Origin of the sequence: Agrobacterium vitis, assembly GCF_037039395.1 — a bacterium.
Classification (GTDB): Bacteria; Pseudomonadota; Alphaproteobacteria; order Rhizobiales; family Rhizobiaceae; genus Allorhizobium; species Allorhizobium vitis_E.
Window position 1 is genome coordinate 1,209,682 of record NZ_CP146242.1, and the last position, 15,354, is coordinate 1,225,035.

Consider the following 15,354-nt stretch of genomic DNA (forward strand, 5'->3'; position numbering starts at 1 on the left):
TTGAAGGTATGGGATCGAATGCTGCCGAAAATTGCCGTCGTTGAAGACGAAGAAGCCCTGAGCGTCCTTTTGCGTTATAATCTGGAATCTGAAGGCTATGAGGTCGAAACCATTCTGCGGGGAGACGAAGCCGAGCTTCGCCTGCAGGAACGGGTGCCGGATCTGCTGATCCTCGATTGGATGTTGCCGGGTGTTTCCGGCATTGAACTGTGTCGCCGCCTGCGGATGCGGCCCGATACCGAGCGCCTGCCAATCATCATGCTGACGGCGCGCGGCGAAGAGAGTGAGCGGGTGCGTGGACTTGCCACCGGCGCCGACGATTATGTCGTCAAGCCTTTCTCGACGCCGGAATTGATGGCCCGCGTCAAGGCTATGCTGCGCCGTGCCAAGCCGGAAGTTCTGTCCAGCCTGCTGCGGTGCGGCGATATTGAGCTTGATCGCGAAACCCACCGTGTCCATCGCAAGAGCCGCGAAGTGCGCCTCGGGCCGACCGAATTCCGGCTGCTGGAATTCCTGATGACCTCACCCGGCCGGGTGTTCTCCCGCTCTCAACTGCTGGATGGCGTCTGGGGCCATGACATTTACGTGGACGAGCGCACAGTCGATGTCCATGTCGGACGGCTGCGCAAGGCGCTCAACTTTTCCAACATGCAGGACGTGATCCGCACGGTGCGCGGCGCTGGCTATTCGATGGAAGCATAAGATCGCCGCTCGGTTTTTATGGACCGAAAACCCAGTGGAACGAAAAAAGCGAGCCGGGCGGCTCGCTTTTTTTATGACATGTGATCAGAGATCAACGGGCCGAGATCAGCGCGCGTTAGCGGCAGCCCGGCGCCGCTCGTTTACCGGCTGGTAAGCGAGCTTCGCATGATATTTGCAATAGGGCGAATTGTCCTGGCTGTCGCAGCCGCAGAAGTGAAACTCATCGGTCATCGGGTCGCCAACCGGCCATTTGCAGGTCCGCTCGGTGAGATCGGTCAGCGACAGGCGGCGCGAGGCTGGCAGGATGGTGGTGTTGAGAACCGGCAAGGCAGCCATGTTCTCGGTGACATCCATGTCGAGATCGTCGTTCAGCGCGGTCGCCGCAGCGGTGCGGGCTGCAGGACGCGGCGCGCTCGAAGGCGTGCGTGCGGCAAAGTTCGGTGCGCGGGGCGTGGACGGTGCCGGCCGCTTGGGTGTGCGCGCTGGCGTCGCGGCAGGACCGCCTGCCTTGGCGCGGCCAGGAAGGCACAGCCGATGCACCTTGCCAATCACGGCATTCCGGCTGACGCCGCCAAGCTGTGTCGCAATCTGACTTGCGCTCAGGCCTTCGGCCCATAATTTCGTGAGTCTTTCAACTCGCTCGTCCGTCCAGTTCATGCCGCAATCTCCGCCTGGTGCACGCGCTTGACGCGGAATCCATCATCCATGTCCCGGAAGGTTCCGGAACCCAACTTTCCTCGTGTTGTCGGTGACTGTTTCCGCCGCATGCAGTGTAGTAATTCGTCATTAACCTAGTGTGAGCCTGACTCCGTGACAAGAGTCGCCGAATCATCGTGAATCGAATTTCAGGCTTTTCCCCAACTTGCTATCCACCGATTTTTTATCGATGCGGCATCCTCGAGAGGGTTTCCAAGGACATCTCGGTGCGATCCGGTTGCAACGCCTTTGCCCCGATGTTTTGTTGACAACGCTGGCGGAAGCCGGAATAGTGCAAATGCCGCCGAAAGGCGGCATTTTTGATTTTTCCACCGGTTTTTCGGTGGTTGGCACGCAACATTGTTCAGACTTCAAAAAGCCGCTCGAAAGGATTTTCCGTCATGGCTCAGACATCAACGCCGCTGTTCAACACGTTTTCACGTGCGCCGCTGCGTTTCGAGCGAGGCGAGGGCCCGTGGCTTTATACTGAAACAGGCGAGCAATATCTCGACTTTGCCGGCGGCGTCGCCGTGACCTCCTGCGGCCATTCGCATCCGCATCTCGTCGAGGCTTTGAAAAGCCAGGCGGAAAAAGTCTGGCATCTTTCGAACCTTTATGAGGTTCCCGGCCAGGAACGCCTGGCAGCAAGGCTGGTCGAGGCAACATTTGCCGACAAGGTGTTCTTCACCAATTCCGGTGCTGAAGCACTGGAATGCGCCATCAAGACGGCCCGCCGCTACCATTATAGCAAAGGCCATCCGGAGAAATTCCATATCATCACGTTCGAGGGTGCTTTTCATGGCCGCACCATCGCCACCATCGCGGCGGGCGGCCAGGAAAAATATCTTGAAGGCTTCGGCCCCAAGGCGCCCGGCTTCGACCAGGTGCCGTTCGGCGATCTCGACGCTTTGAAAGCGGCGATCACCGACAGCACGGCAGCGTTGCTGATCGAACCGATCCAGGGCGAAGGCGGTATTCGCGTCGTTGGGACCGAGTTCCTGCGCGAATTGCGGGCAATCTGCGACGAAAAGGGCCTGCTGCTCATTCTCGATGAAGTACAGTCGGGTGTTGGCCGGACGGGCAAGTTCTTTGCCCATGAATGGGCTGGCCTCACGCCCGATATCATGGCGGTGGCCAAGGGCATCGGCGGTGGCTTCCCGTTCGGTGCCTGCCTTGCCACAGAAGAGGCTGCGTCCGGCATGACGGCTGGCGTGCATGGCACGACCTATGGCGGCAATCCGCTGGCCATGGCGGTCGGCAACGCCGTTCTCGATCTGGTTCTCGCCGATGACTTCCTGCAAAATGTCCGGGATGTGGCGCTGGTCTTCCGCCAGGGTCTGGCCGGTCTGAAAGACCGTTTTCCGGGCGTGATCGAAGACGTGCGGGGCGAAGGCCTGATGCTCGGCATCAAGGCAGCCGTGCCGTCCTCGGACCTGCTGCATGCAATGCGCCACGAGCATATTCTGGGCGTTCCGGCTGGTGATAACGTCATCCGCCTGCTTCCGCCGCTGACGCTGACTGCCGAACAGGCCCGAGAAGGCCTCAAGCGCATCGAACAGGCCGCCGAGGCCTTGTCCGCGCAGGCCGCCCTCAAAATCGCTCAGGCATGAACGACAGGTAACACCATGGCATCCCCGAAACACTTCCTCGATCTCTCGGCCATGACGTCCGAGGACCTTCACTCTATTCTGTCCGACGCCCATCAGCGCAAGACCAGGACCCGGGCCGGAACAGCGGATAAGCCGCTGGCCGGCAAGATGCTGGCGATGATCTTCGAAAAGCCATCGACCCGCACCCGCGTCTCCTTCGATGTCGGCATGCGCCAACTGGGCGGCGAGACGCTGTTTTTGTCCGGCACGGAAATGCAGCTTGGCCGCGCCGAGACGATTGGCGATACCGCCAAGGTTCTGTCGCGCTATGTCGACGCGATCATGATCCGCACCACCGATCACAACCGCCTGCTGGAACTGGCCGAACACGCCACCGTTCCGGTGATCAATGCACTGACCGACCTTACCCATCCCTGCCAGATCATGGCTGACATCATGACCATCGAGGAACATCGCGGCCCGATCCGGGGCAAGACGCTGGCCTGGACGGGTGATGGCAACAATGTCCTGCATTCGCTGGTGGAAGGGGCTGCCCGCTTCGGCTACCGGATGAACATGGCAGTGCCAATGGGCTCTGAGCCGGAAGACCAGATCCTCAACTGGGCGCGCAACAATGGCGGCGAGATCATGCTCTGCCATGATGCCGACCGGGCCGTGGCCGGTGCCGATGCCGTGATCACCGATACCTGGGTATCGATGAACCTGGAGCACAAGGCACGCGGCCATAACGTATTCCAGCCCTTCCAGGTCAATCCCGCCCTGATGAAACAGGCAAAGCCCGATGCATTGTTCATGCACTGCCTGCCCGCTCATCGCGGTGAGGAAGTGACCGATGAAGTGATCGACGGGCCGCAATCGGTCGTGTTCGACGAGGCGGAAAACCGGCTGCATGCCCAGAAGTCCATTCTCGCCTGGTGCTTTGGCGCGGTTTGAAGGTCTTCAGGCTGCTGAAAGCCTTGAAAAGTGGGGTTGCAGGATGCGCTGCCCCTCGAGATTGCGAGAGCATGGCTGATGCGCAATTTTACCGCTTGATCTTGAGGCGGTAAGATACCATTTGTCCGTCTTGTTTCGAGACATGGTCTTTTCCTCGGTTCAGACTGGTCTCTGTGAGCCCACCTTGACCAAATAATCGTCATGCAGTCGTTTTAGATTGCAACGCCTTGCGGTAGATGCATGGCGTTGCCCTGCATTCATCCAAGGATGCGTTCGTGCCAGGAGTTGTGCCATGACAGACAAATTGAGCGCGTTGGGCGAGTTCGGCTTTGCCGGTGACGACCGGGTCGTACCCTTCCAGGTCGATGGTCTGGATGTGCGGGGCCGTGCGGTCCAGCTCGGGCCTTTGCTCAATACGATCCTCGATCGGCATGACTATCCACCGGCTGTTGCACGCCTGCTGGCCGAGGCGATTGCGCTGACGGTGCTGATCGGTACCTCGCTGAAATTCGAAGGCAAGTTCATCGTCCAGACCAAGAGCGATGGCCCGGTGGATTTGCTGGTTTGCGATTTCGCCACTCCGGAAAATGTCCGCGCCTATGCCCGCTTTGACGAAGAACGTCTGGCGCAGGCACTGGCGGACGGCAAATCGACACCGACCGACCTGCTCGGCGCTGGCATCCTGGCCTTTACCATCGATCAGGGCAATTACATGCAGCCCTATCAGGGCATCGTGCCGCTGGATGGCTCCTCGCTGGAAGACATTGCCGGTTTTTATTTTCGCCAGTCGGAGCAGATCCCGACACGGGTGCGGCTGGCCGTGGCCGAGCTGTTCGATCGCGACAGTTCCGGCAAGCCGCGCCATAGCTGGCGCGCTGGCGGGCTGATCGCGCAATTCCTGCCGGAGGCACCGGAGCGCATGCATCAGGGCGACCTGCCGGGCGGCGATGGCGACGACAATCAATATGACGGTCCCGATGATGACAATTGGGCGGAAGCCCGGATGCTGGTGGAAACCATCGACGGCGACGAACTGACCGATCCGCAGATCGGCACCGAACGGCTGCTGTTCCGGCTTTTCCATGAGCGCGGCGTGCGCGTTTATGAACCGCAGGCCGTCTATGATCGGTGCAGCTGTTCCCGCGACAAGATCAAGGGTGTGCTCAAGGGCTTTACCGCCGAGGAAATCGCCGCCAGCGAAGAAGAAGGCGAAATTTCCGTGACCTGCGAATTCTGCTCGACCACGTATAAATACGAGGCCGATGAAGTGACGCCCGCATGATTGCGGGCGCTCAAAGGATCAGGATTGCCCTAAAATCATTGACATTCGTGCCAGTCGGGCCGGTTTCGAACAGATCGCCAAGCGCTTCAAAGGCGCTGTAGCTGTCATGGGCGTCAAGCAGGGCCGCACCATCCAGCCCCAGTTGTTTCAATCGGACAATGCTGGTGCCATCGGCAAAGGCACCGGCATTGTTTTCCGTGCCATCAATGCCATCGGTGTCGGCGGCCAGTACCTCGATACCGTGACCAGCCTCAATATCGTGACCAGCAATGCCCAGCGCCATGGCGAGCGCGAAAGCGCCGTTGCGCCCGCCGCGCCCTGCGGCCTGCGCCCCCTCGTTTTTGATGGTGACCGTGGTTTCGCCACCGGACAACAATACGACTGGCTTGGGAAATGGCCGGTCCTTTCCAGCAATTTCACGGGCCAGCGCGGCATGAACGCCAGCCACATCGCGCGCCTCCCCCTCGATACTGTCGGATAGGATCGCAGCGCGCACGCCAGCCGCTTCAGCGGCAAGCGCTGCTGCCTCCAGCGAGACGCTGGCTGAAGCGATGACATGATGCCGGTTGCGGGCAAAAGCGGGATCGTCCGGCCGGGGTGCATCGGCGGCTGGAGAATTCAGGTGATCCAATGCCGCCTGCGGCAGGTGCAAACCATAGGCGCGGATGATCTCCAGCGCCTGATGACGGGTCGAGGCATCCGGCACGGTCGGGCCGGAAGCGACATGGGCCGGGTTGTCGCCGGGAATATCGGAAACGATCAGGCTGACGACCGGTGCTCTGGTCAAGGCCGCCAACCTCCCGCCCTTGATCGTTGACAGGTGTTTGCGCACCACGTTCATCGCGCTGATCGGCGCGCCGCAGGCCAGCAATTGCCTGTTGAGGTCGATTTCGTCTTCCAGGGTCATCCCGGCGGGCGGAGCGGGCAACAGGGCCGAGCCGCCACCGCAGATCAGGGCAATCACCAGATCATCCGGGCCAAGCGGAGCAATGGCGCGCTTCAGCCGTTCAGCCGCAGCGAGGCCATTGGCATCGGGCACCGGATGCGCCGCTTCCAGCAGTTCCAGCCGGGCAAGCGGGCAGCCATAACCGTATCGGGTAACGATAACGCCTTCCAGCGGGCCATCCCACAGCGTCTCCAGGGCAGCGGCCATCTGGGCAGCGCCTTTGCCTGCACCGACCACCACGGTGCGGCCTTTCGGCCTTGCGGGCAAATGGGTTCGGATACCGCTCAGCGGATCGGCCGCCGCAACGGCAGCCGCAAACAGTGAGGCCAGAAAGGAACGGGGAGCAAGCGTCAGAGGAGCCATCACCAAACTTATGCAGCCCTCGCCTTGGCAATCGCCTCCTTCAACGCTTTTTCATCCAGCGCGCCGGGATAGAGCGTCGTGCCGATCACGAAGGATGGCGTGCCGCGAAAATTCAGCGCTTGCGCCTGGAGCCAGTTGCGATCCAGCAGGCGAGAAATCTTGTCGCTGTTCTTGTTGGCGGCAGCCTTGACGGCGGTCATATCGACGCCAACGCTTTCAAGCGCCTGTGATACGGAATCCTGCGTCAATCCGCCCTTGATACCCAGCAGGGCATCCTGCGCCGCCTGGTACTGTCCAAGATTTGCAATGGCCAGAACGGCCTGGGCGGCAAAAACCGAGGCCGGACCAAAGACCGGCCAATCCTTCATCACCAGCCGCACATGACCGTCTTCCTTCACCACTTTGCTGACAACAGGGTGATAGGTTTTACAGTAGCCGCATTGATAATCGAAGAATTCGGCAATGGTGACATCGCCCTTTGGGTTGCCCAGCACGGGAATATCCTTATCGAAGAAAATCTCCTGCGGACCGGGGTCTTTGGCCCTCAGCAAACCGGGCGTGGCGAGGCAGGCGGCTGCAGCGGCAACCAATGTCCGGCGTTTGATCATCACAAAATCCCCATTGTAAGCACAAACTATCATGGGTCTTGCAGGTCGGAATAAAAATTATCGTGTCCGGCGCAGAGCAATCGGTCAAGCGCTGAACATCGCAAGCACTTGCCGTGGCAATCAAAACTGGTTTTATAGCGGGGCGACGTCCAGATAGCGTTCCAGGAATTCCGACAGCAGGGTTGTCGGCACCAGCATGACCACGGTGATGGTCGAGACCAACAAAGTCTGGCCATCCAGTACCGCCGATGTCAGCCGGAACACGCCACCGACCAGGCCAAGCAGGAGCAACAGCCAGAGCAGGATTACCACCTGCCCGAGCCCGGGCATCAGGACGGATATGGCGATCAGCAGCGCATTGGCATAGGCAATCGGCAGCGCCAGCCAGTTGGATGTCACCACCAGGGCGTTGAAGCGGTCGTCAATCGAGAAGAAGCGGCAGACGAAACCAACCAAAATCAGCGGTAGCATCCAGCTCGCCAGATCGATCATCGACATGCGCAGGAAAAACAGGGTCCGCATCTGCTGATAAACCGGGATATCCTCCAGCAATGCCTGGTACCAGAACACCCATGAAAACATCATGGCAGGCAAAGACCAGGCGATGGACCAGAAGGAGCGGCTGACGCCCCGATCGGACAGGTCAAGATAGCTGAAACCCTGGCGGTCGCCTTTCAGCAACAGCCAGATCCCGGTCAGGTAGATTTCGACCTCTTTAAGCCCCGGCATGGGCAAACCAGCTGCTGATAAACGCGCCGTATATGCCGGTCAGCGCCTCCAGATCCGGGACGGCGACCCGTTCATCGACCATATGCATGGTCTGGCCGACAAGGCCGAATTCCACCACCGGGCAGTAATCCTTGATGAAGCGGGCGTCGGACGTGCCACCTGTTGTCGACAGGGCTGGCGTTTTGCCGGTCATTTTTTCGATGGCAGCACTCAAGGACGAGATCAGCGCGTTGTTACGGGTCAGGAACACCTGGCTTGGCCGGTCGGCCCAGACCAGCTCATAGGCAATCGGCGGGCGGCCCGGTCGCAGCAGCGGGTCGGCGCTGGCCGCATCCAGGCGGGCAATGATTTCGGCCCTGAGCGTCTCGGCGGTCCAGGTATCGTTAAAGCGGATATTGAATTTGGCACGGGCACGGGCCGCAATGACATTGGTGGCGGCATTGCCGACATCAATCGTCGTGACCTCCAGATTGGAAGGCTGGAAATTTTCCGTTCCCGCATCGAAAGCCGGATACATCAGCGCTTCCGCAAGCTTGATCACGCCCCGCACCGGATTGTCGGCCAGATGCGGATAGGCAGCATGGCCCTGCACGCCCTTGACGATGATCTCGCCTGAAAGCGAGCCGCGCCGGCCGATCTTGATCATGTCGCCAAGCTGGTCGGGATTGGTCGGTTCGCCCACCAGGCAAGCATCCCAGCGCTCGCCTTTGGCGGCGGCCCATTCCAGAAGTTTGGTGGTGCCGTTGATCGACGGGCCTTCCTCATCCCCTGTTATCAGGAAGGAGATCGAGCCTTTCGGCGCACCATGGCTTTCAATATGGCGGGCAATGGCTGCGACAAAGCAGGCGATGCCACCCTTCATGTCGACTGCGCCACGCCCGTAAAGCTCACCCCCGGCAATCTCGGCGGAAAACGGCGGATAGGTCCAGTCCGCCTCATTGCCAACGGGTACGACATCAGTATGCCCAGCAAACATCAGATGCGGACCTTCCGTGCCCAGCCGGGCATAGAGATTCTCGATATCCGGAGTGCCCTCTTCCCGCGCCACCATCCGCTCCACGGTAAAGCCCAACGGCTCCAGCATGGCGGCCAGCGCCGTCAGCGCGCCGCCTTCGGCAGGCGTCACGGAGGGGCAGCGGATCAGGGTCTGAAGATTGTCGACGGGATCTGTGGCGGATGAAATGGCTGGATGCTTTGACATATCGATCTTGAGAACGAGGCAAGGGGGAGGATGGACGCCATCGCGGCTGAAAGGGGCAAGAACGGCCAAGGATCGCCGTGACCTGCCCCCGGATAGCAGCAGGATCAGTCGCGCAGCAGCTCGTTGATACCGGTCTTGGAGCGGGTCTGGGCATCGACGCGCTTGACGATCACGGCGCAATAGAGGCTGGGCGCCGGCAAGCCGTTCGGCATGGTGTTGGGCGATGGCATGGAGCCTGCAACAACCACGGAATACGGCGGCACTTCACCATACATCACCTCCCCGGTGGCGCGGTCGATGATCTTGGTGGATTTGCCGATATAGACGCCCATGCCGAGCACCGCGCCTTCGCGGATGATGCAGCCTTCCACGACTTCGGAGCGTGCGCCGATGAAGCAATTGTCCTCGATAATGGTCGGTCCGGCCTGCATCGGCTCCAGCACGCCGCCAATGCCGACGCCGCCCGACAGATGCACATGGCGGCCGATCTGGGCGCAGGAGCCCACCGTCGCCCAGGTATCGACCATGGTGCCCTCGCCGACATAAGCGCCGAGATTGACAAAGGACGGCATCAGAATGGCATTTGGGGCAATGAAGGCCGAGTGACGCACCACTGCATTGGGCACGGCGCGGAAACCGGCGGCACGGAACTGATTTTCGCCCCAGCCTTCGAATTTGGACGGCACCTTATCCCACCAGGTCGAAGCCCCCGGCCCGCCCTTGACGACTTCCATGTCATTGAGGCGGAAGGACAGCAGCACAGCCTTTTTCAGCCATTGATGCACGGTCCATTGGCCATCCTCTCCACGGGTTGCAACCCGTACCTTGCCCTGGTCGAGCAGGGCAAGCGATTGCTCCACAGCATCGCGCACTTCGCCCTTGGTCGAGAGGGTAATGGTGTCGCGATTGTCGAAAGCGGTATCGATGACAGTCTGTAGCGAGGAGAGGTCCATAGCGCTCATGAGGATTCCTTAAACTTCATTGGCTAACGTCAAGTCCCGATGCCATCGGTCCTGCGTTGATAAACTGGTAATTTCCTCTAGCGCATTGGCTTGGCCTTGGGAACCGTTCAGCGTCCTTTCCGACGCATGTTTTCCAAGGCAGCGCCGCCGCTTTGATTACGGTATGGATGCGAGAAGGACGTCGGCAGAAAGCGCCGTCGCCGTCATAAATCCCACTCGATTACAGGGATCATTCGGCAGTGCGGCAAGAGATGAAAGGTACGAAGATGGCAAAGATGCGCAATGGAAAACGGCGAAAGACGGATGGCAGCTGGGCGCCACTCAAGGATAACCAGACGGACCGCCAGAACGCCAGGATCGTGCCGCAGACGCCGCAGACCTTGTCGCCCTCCTATCGTCTCGCCTATGCCGATGAAGATTTCCTGTGCCGGGAAGAATTGCGCCCGGTGCGCCTACAACTGGAACTGCTGAAAACCGAAATGGTGCTCTCCGAACGGGGCATCAAATCCACCGTGGTAATGTTTGGCGGCGCGCGCATTCCGGCACCCGGCCAATCCGCCTGGGCAGCACGCAACGACATACAGCGGCGCAATCTCGAAGCCGCATCGGTGTTTTATGACGAGGCCCGCGCCTTTGCCCGGCAATGCAGCCAACACGCGGCACGGTTCAACTATCAGGAATATGTGGTCGTCACCGGTGGCGGACCGGGTGTGATGGAAGCCGGAAACCGCGGCGCCGCCGACGTAGGCGCGCCATCGATCGGCTTGAATATCGTGCTGCCGCATGAGCAGGCGCCCAATGCGTTCGTAACGCCGGACCTGTCCTTCAACTTCCACTATTTCGCCATCCGCAAGATGCATTTCCTGATGCGGGCCAAGGCAATCGTCGTCTTTCCAGGCGGCTTCGGCACGCTGGACGAAATGTTCGAGGCGGTGACGCTGATCCAGACCAAGCGCATGGCGCCAATCCCGCTCATCCTGTTCGGTCGGGAGTTCTGGCACAGGATCATTGATTTTGACAGCCTGGCGGAATTCGGAACCATTGCACCCGACGATGTCAAGCTGTTGAGTTTTGTCGAAACCGCTGACGAGGCCTGGGATATCATCGCCCAGCGGTATGAAATCGAAACGGCTGAAACCGCGTGACCGTATGGGGTGGCCGATCCGGCAAAAACGAAAAACCTGCCGTGCGGGCACACGGCAGGTTTTCCGGGACCCGCCATCGGAATGAGCGATGGCGATCAAGCGTGGCGCGCTGGTAAAGGAATGGGCCTTTCCTTTGCTCCCCTTACAGTACAATGCGCATATATGGCGCATGGCGCTGTAACACTTTATATCTGCTGCATAATCTCTCCATGCGTTCACAGAGATGACAGCCGATAGACCTGCGATCCGTTACCGGACCATGTTGATCACGGTGTCGAGCATGTCGGCTGCCGTCTGGAACACCTTGGAATTGGCGCTATAGGCACGCTGGGCGGCGATCATGTCCGAAAGCTCCGATGCCAGGTCGACGTTTGAACTTTCCAGCGTGCTGGATTCGATGGTGCCGAAGCTGCCTGTGCCGGCAAAGCCGACGACCACTGTGCCGGAATCTGCATCCACTTGATAGGCAGTGCCGCCGACCTCCTCCAGGTTGTCAGGGCTGGCAACGGTAGCAAGGGCGATCTTATAGGTATCTGTCGTGGTTCCGTCGGAAGATACGGTGCTGATAACGCCATCGCTGCCGATCGTGTAGTCGGACGAGCTGCTGGCAGCACTGCCGTTTGCGCTACCCGCTATGCTGGTGGAGGTGGCCATCTGGGTGATATCCGAAAAATCCAGATCAATCGTAAGGCCTGTCTCGGAATCGGTGAAGGACAGGGTGCTCGTGCTGCCGTCTTCCAACTCCCCTGCGCTATCGAAGGTCAATGTTGTCGAGCCTAGCTCACCATTGTCATAGGGGAAGCTGGTTCCGTCATCATCGTCATTAGCCTCGTCATTGCGGTAGATCGAAACCTCCCACTCATCGTCATCGGTCTTGGTGAAATAGATGTCGTATTGGGTGGAGGCACCCTGCTCGTCATAAGTGACGATCGAAGACTTCGCCGTGTAGGTAGCATCCGCCGAGTTCGAAGACGGTGTATCCCCAGAAACGACTTCTTCATCGCTTTCCAGATTGCCGCTGACTTCGCCGGTGGTCGTGGCCGACGCCGTGACCTCGTTGGTGTCGATTTTCACCGGTTCAAGACCGTCGAAACCATTGATGACAGAAGCCGGTTCGCCATTGTCATAGGAATAGCCCAGCAGCGTGTAGCCGGATGAGTTCACAAGATAACCGTCCTCGTCGATTTCGAAGTCGCCTTGGCGGGTCAGGAATGTATTGCCCTCATCATCTTGCACAACGAAATATCCGTCGCCGTCGATCGCCAGATCCGTCTCCGACGAGGTCGATTCCAGATCGCCCGACTGGGTCACCGTTTGGGTGGTCGTCGAACTCGTTCCGCCATTCACCAAACTCGAAAACGCAGTCTCCGTGCCTTTGTAGCCGGTCGTGCTCGTATTGGAAATATTATCCCCGATGGAGGTGAGTTTATTGGACTGCGCCGTCAGCCCCGATACCGATGAGTTCATTGCAGATGCAAGAGACATATAACGGTCTTTCTGTATAATTGTTGTCGTAGCAAATTGATGTCTATAAAAACTTGTGCGAGGCTTACGGCTTTTCTATTCGTTTGATTTTATTTCCTTATTTTAAATTCAGCCGCGAATTCGCGTGGGTCGAAACGCCCTTGGAGAATGCTTGGCAATGCAGCTGCGCGCCCGGCGAATCGGGGAAATGAAATGGAGACGGAACGATGGGAGAAGGCTGGCAGCCCTGCCCTCCATTGGGGGCATCTGGAACAGACGAAACCGCTGGCCTTAACGGGCTCGATAACGGCTTGCTCAGTCTCTTCAACGAAGGCCTGACAACTCCAGTAGTTTCGATTTTCGTAATATTTGTTAGAATTCCTGCCGATGTCCTTTCCAAAAAACTGGCAGGCAGCACAGAATTTGTTCATGATTTGATCTGGTTTTCGTGGGCAAACCTGCTAGATTGTGCCTATGAACCAATTGCTTTCCGCCCTCAGCAGACCCGCACTCGCCTATGGTGAAAACCAGTTCAGTTTTGGTGCCTTGGCCCTGATCCTGGCCGTGGTTGTGCTCGCGGCTCTCTGGCTACGGCTCTATTTAAAACTTCGGCAAAAGGAAGATTTCGACCTCGGAGCCGCGATTGCCGCCGAGCGGCAGGCAAGCGAGGATCGCCGTCTGGAGGCGCTGATGCAGGCGCAAGCCGAAATGCAGGGCCGGCTTGCGACCATGGCGGACCTGTTCGGCGCCCGGCAATCGGAATTCAACCGCAGCATCAACGAGCGGTTGGATGGCATGACGCACCGGCTGGGAAGTACGATTACCGAACAGACGAAATCCACCCATGACAATCTGCGCATCCTGCAGGAACGGCTGGCGGTGATCGATGCCGCGCAAAACAATATCCAGTCGCTGGCAAAGGATGTGGTCGGCTTGCAGGCCATTCTGTCCAACAAGCAGACGCGCGGCGCCTTCGGTCAGGCCCGGATGGAAACCATTATTGCCGATGGTCTGCCGATGGGTGCCTATGCCTTTCAGGACACGCTTTCCAACGGATCAAGACCCGACTGCACCATCCGGATGCCGAACGGCCAGCCACCGCTGGTGATCGACGCCAAATTTCCGCTCGAAGCCTGGAACGCCATCTGCGATGGGACGACGCCGGAACAGAAAAAACTCGCCGGTCAGCAGTTTCGGCGCGACATGGAGGTGCATCTCAAGGATATTTCGGAGAAATACCTGATGCACGGGGAAACGCAGGATACCGCTTTCCTGTTCGTGCCATCCGAATCGATCTTTGCGGAAATCCACGAGAATTTCGAGGGGATCGTCCAGCGCGCCCATAAGCTGCGGGTGGTGATCGTTTCGCCCTCCCTGCTGATGCTGTCGATCCAGGTCATCCAGGCCGTGCTGAAGGATCAGCGGATGCGCGAACAGGCCCACCTGATCCAGGGCGAGGTCATACACCTGATGGAGGATCTTGGGCGGCTTGACGAGCGGACCCGCAAGCTGCAAAGCCATTTCTTGGCCGCCCAGAAAGATGTCGAGATGATCCTGACCTCCACCGATAAGCTCAATCGGCGCAGTGCCAGAATAGAGGCGATGGATTTTGCCAGCGCGCCCGATCCGACGGCAAAACCAGCACCGCAATCAGATGCGAGTGTCGAGAGCCGGACGGGTCTTCTCAAGCTGCGCCTTGTTGACGAAGACTGATCACTGCCGCAAAACAGAGCCCGAATCAGTCGGACCGGTTTCCTTCAGGCCCGCATCGTTCAAGCAGCATCGTCAGGAGTGCGCCCATGATTACCGTTTTCGGCTCCATCAACATGGATCTCATCGCGACCACCAGCCGCCTGCCCAAGCCAGGTGAGACGGTGGCCGGCAATGGCTTTGCTACGGCAGCCGGCGGCAAGGGTGCCAACCAGGCGCTTGCCGCGCGCCGCGCGGGCGCGCAGGTGCGGATGGCTGGCGCGGTCGGCAAGGACGGCTTCGCCGCCCCTGCACTGGCGCTTCTGGAGGAAAGCGGAACGGATCTCGACAGCGTCAAGACCGTAGCGGAGGCAACCGGAACCGCACTCATTCTCGTCGGCGGTGACGGCGAAAACATGATTGCCGTCGTTCCCGGCGCCAATGGCAGCCTGACCAGCGCCGATGCCAGCGCCGCTATCAAGACCATGACCCGCAACGACAGTCTGGTGCTCCAGCTCGAAATTCCAGCCGCAGCCGTCGAAACCGCCCTGCATGAGGCCAAGGCCGCCGGTATCCGCACCATCCTGAATATTGCGCCGCTAACCGATGAGGCCGCGCGCCTCGGACGAATGGCCGATATCGTCATCGCCAATGAAACCGAATTCGAGCGGCTGGCTGGCGAGACCAACATGGGGGCTGCGGAACGCGAAGCCGCCCTTATCCGTCTACACGGCGAAACCGGACAGATCCTCATCGTAACGCTTGGGGCCGAAGGCGTCATCGCTATCCGCGACGGCAAGATCGAGCGTGCATCCGGCTTGACCATCGAGCCGGTCGATACTGTCGGTGCCGGGGATACGTTCTGCGGCTATCTTGCCGCTGGCCTCGACGCTGGCTTTGCCTTCGAGGAGGCACTGCACCGCGCTGCCGTCGCCGGATCACTGGCCTGTCTGAAAGCTGGCGCACAGCCCGCCATTCCGCTGGCAGAAGCCGTTACGGAAAGACTCTGATGCCGGATCGGCGC

The 15,354-nt window shown here is 59.5% G+C and carries 14 protein-coding genes; 7 read left to right on the plus strand and 7 right to left on the minus strand.

What is annotated here, in order from left to right:
• The first annotated feature begins 18 nt into the window (after nucleotides 1-18).
• The gene (gene phoB, locus V6582_RS08300) at nucleotides 19-702 is read left to right on the plus strand and encodes a phosphate regulon transcriptional regulator PhoB (RefSeq protein ID WP_015914768.1); all 684 of its coding nucleotides are present in this window, start codon (nucleotides 19-21) and stop codon (nucleotides 700-702) included.
• A gap of 105 nt (nucleotides 703-807) precedes the next feature.
• Here the strand turns inward: phoB and V6582_RS08305 are convergent, their stop codons facing one another.
• Entirely contained in the window at nucleotides 808-1,359 is a 552-nt protein-coding gene (locus V6582_RS08305; RefSeq protein ID WP_156633014.1) for a GcrA family cell cycle regulator, read from the minus strand.
• 440 nt (nucleotides 1,360-1,799) lie between these two features.
• Between V6582_RS08305 and V6582_RS08310 the strand changes: the two genes are divergently transcribed.
• The 3 genes from V6582_RS08310 to V6582_RS08320 all read left to right on the plus strand — a co-directional run bounded on the left by V6582_RS08310 (nucleotide 1,800) and on the right by V6582_RS08320 (nucleotide 5,223).
• The gene (locus V6582_RS08310) at nucleotides 1,800-3,008 is read left to right on the plus strand and encodes an aspartate aminotransferase family protein (RefSeq protein WP_156616164.1); all 1,209 of its coding nucleotides are present in this window, start codon (nucleotides 1,800-1,802) and stop codon (nucleotides 3,006-3,008) included.
• A 15-nt stretch (nucleotides 3,009-3,023) separates the two neighbouring features.
• A complete protein-coding gene (gene argF / locus V6582_RS08315) occupies nucleotides 3,024-3,941 on the plus strand; it encodes an ornithine carbamoyltransferase (protein ID WP_156633013.1) in 918 nt (305 codons plus the stop codon).
• A 292-nt stretch (nucleotides 3,942-4,233) separates the two neighbouring features.
• A complete protein-coding gene (locus V6582_RS08320; RefSeq protein ID WP_156633012.1) occupies nucleotides 4,234-5,223 on the plus strand; it encodes an Hsp33 family molecular chaperone in 990 nt (329 codons plus the stop codon).
• Between the two features lie 10 nt (nucleotides 5,224-5,233).
• On the opposite strand, the gene V6582_RS08325 is transcribed toward V6582_RS08320, so the two are convergent.
• From V6582_RS08325 to dapD, 5 genes are all read right to left on the minus strand, one after another.
• A complete protein-coding gene (locus tag V6582_RS08325; RefSeq protein ID WP_420360211.1) occupies nucleotides 5,234-6,532 on the minus strand; it encodes a glycerate kinase type-2 family protein in 1,299 nt (432 codons plus the stop codon).
• Nucleotides 6,533-6,540: 8 nt separating this feature from the next.
• On the minus strand, nucleotides 6,541-7,140 hold the full coding sequence (locus tag V6582_RS08330; protein WP_156633011.1) for a DsbA family protein: 600 nt from the start codon (nucleotides 7,138-7,140) through the stop codon (nucleotides 6,541-6,543).
• 132 nt (nucleotides 7,141-7,272) lie between these two features.
• Nucleotides 7,273-7,869: a hypothetical protein gene (locus V6582_RS08335; RefSeq protein ID WP_156633010.1), complete on the minus strand. Its 597-nt coding sequence runs from the start codon at nucleotides 7,867-7,869 to the stop codon at nucleotides 7,273-7,275.
• The gene (dapE, locus tag V6582_RS08340; protein WP_156633009.1) at nucleotides 7,856-9,070 is read right to left on the minus strand and encodes a succinyl-diaminopimelate desuccinylase; all 1,215 of its coding nucleotides are present in this window, start codon (nucleotides 9,068-9,070) and stop codon (nucleotides 7,856-7,858) included. The genes V6582_RS08335 and dapE overlap by 14 nt, the downstream gene beginning before the upstream one ends.
• Nucleotides 9,071-9,174: 104 nt before the next feature.
• Nucleotides 9,175-10,032 carry a 2,3,4,5-tetrahydropyridine-2,6-dicarboxylate N-succinyltransferase gene (gene dapD / locus V6582_RS08345; protein WP_015914758.1) on the minus strand — a complete coding sequence of 286 codons (858 nt, stop codon included), beginning with the start codon at nucleotides 10,030-10,032 and terminating at the stop codon, nucleotides 9,175-9,177.
• A 266-nt stretch (nucleotides 10,033-10,298) separates the two neighbouring features.
• On the opposite strand from dapD, the gene V6582_RS08350 reads away from it, so the two are divergent.
• Nucleotides 10,299-11,177: an LOG family protein gene (locus tag V6582_RS08350; protein ID WP_156633008.1), complete on the plus strand. Its 879-nt coding sequence runs from the start codon at nucleotides 10,299-10,301 to the stop codon at nucleotides 11,175-11,177.
• A gap of 249 nt (nucleotides 11,178-11,426) precedes the next feature.
• On the opposite strand, the gene V6582_RS08355 is transcribed toward V6582_RS08350, so the two are convergent.
• A complete protein-coding gene (locus tag V6582_RS08355; RefSeq protein ID WP_156633007.1) occupies nucleotides 11,427-12,662 on the minus strand; it encodes a flagellar hook protein FlgE in 1,236 nt (411 codons plus the stop codon).
• A 453-nt stretch (nucleotides 12,663-13,115) separates the two neighbouring features.
• Between V6582_RS08355 and V6582_RS08360 the strand changes: the two genes are divergently transcribed.
• Both V6582_RS08360 and V6582_RS08365 read left to right on the plus strand, forming a co-directional pair.
• On the plus strand, nucleotides 13,116-14,354 hold the full coding sequence (locus tag V6582_RS08360; RefSeq protein WP_197434439.1) for a DNA recombination protein RmuC: 1,239 nt from the start codon (nucleotides 13,116-13,118) through the stop codon (nucleotides 14,352-14,354).
• A gap of 86 nt (nucleotides 14,355-14,440) precedes the next feature.
• Complete coding sequence (locus tag V6582_RS08365) at nucleotides 14,441-15,340, plus strand: ribokinase (RefSeq protein WP_156633006.1); 900 nt, start codon at nucleotides 14,441-14,443, stop codon at nucleotides 15,338-15,340.
• Nucleotides 15,341-15,354: the final 14 nt, after the last annotated feature.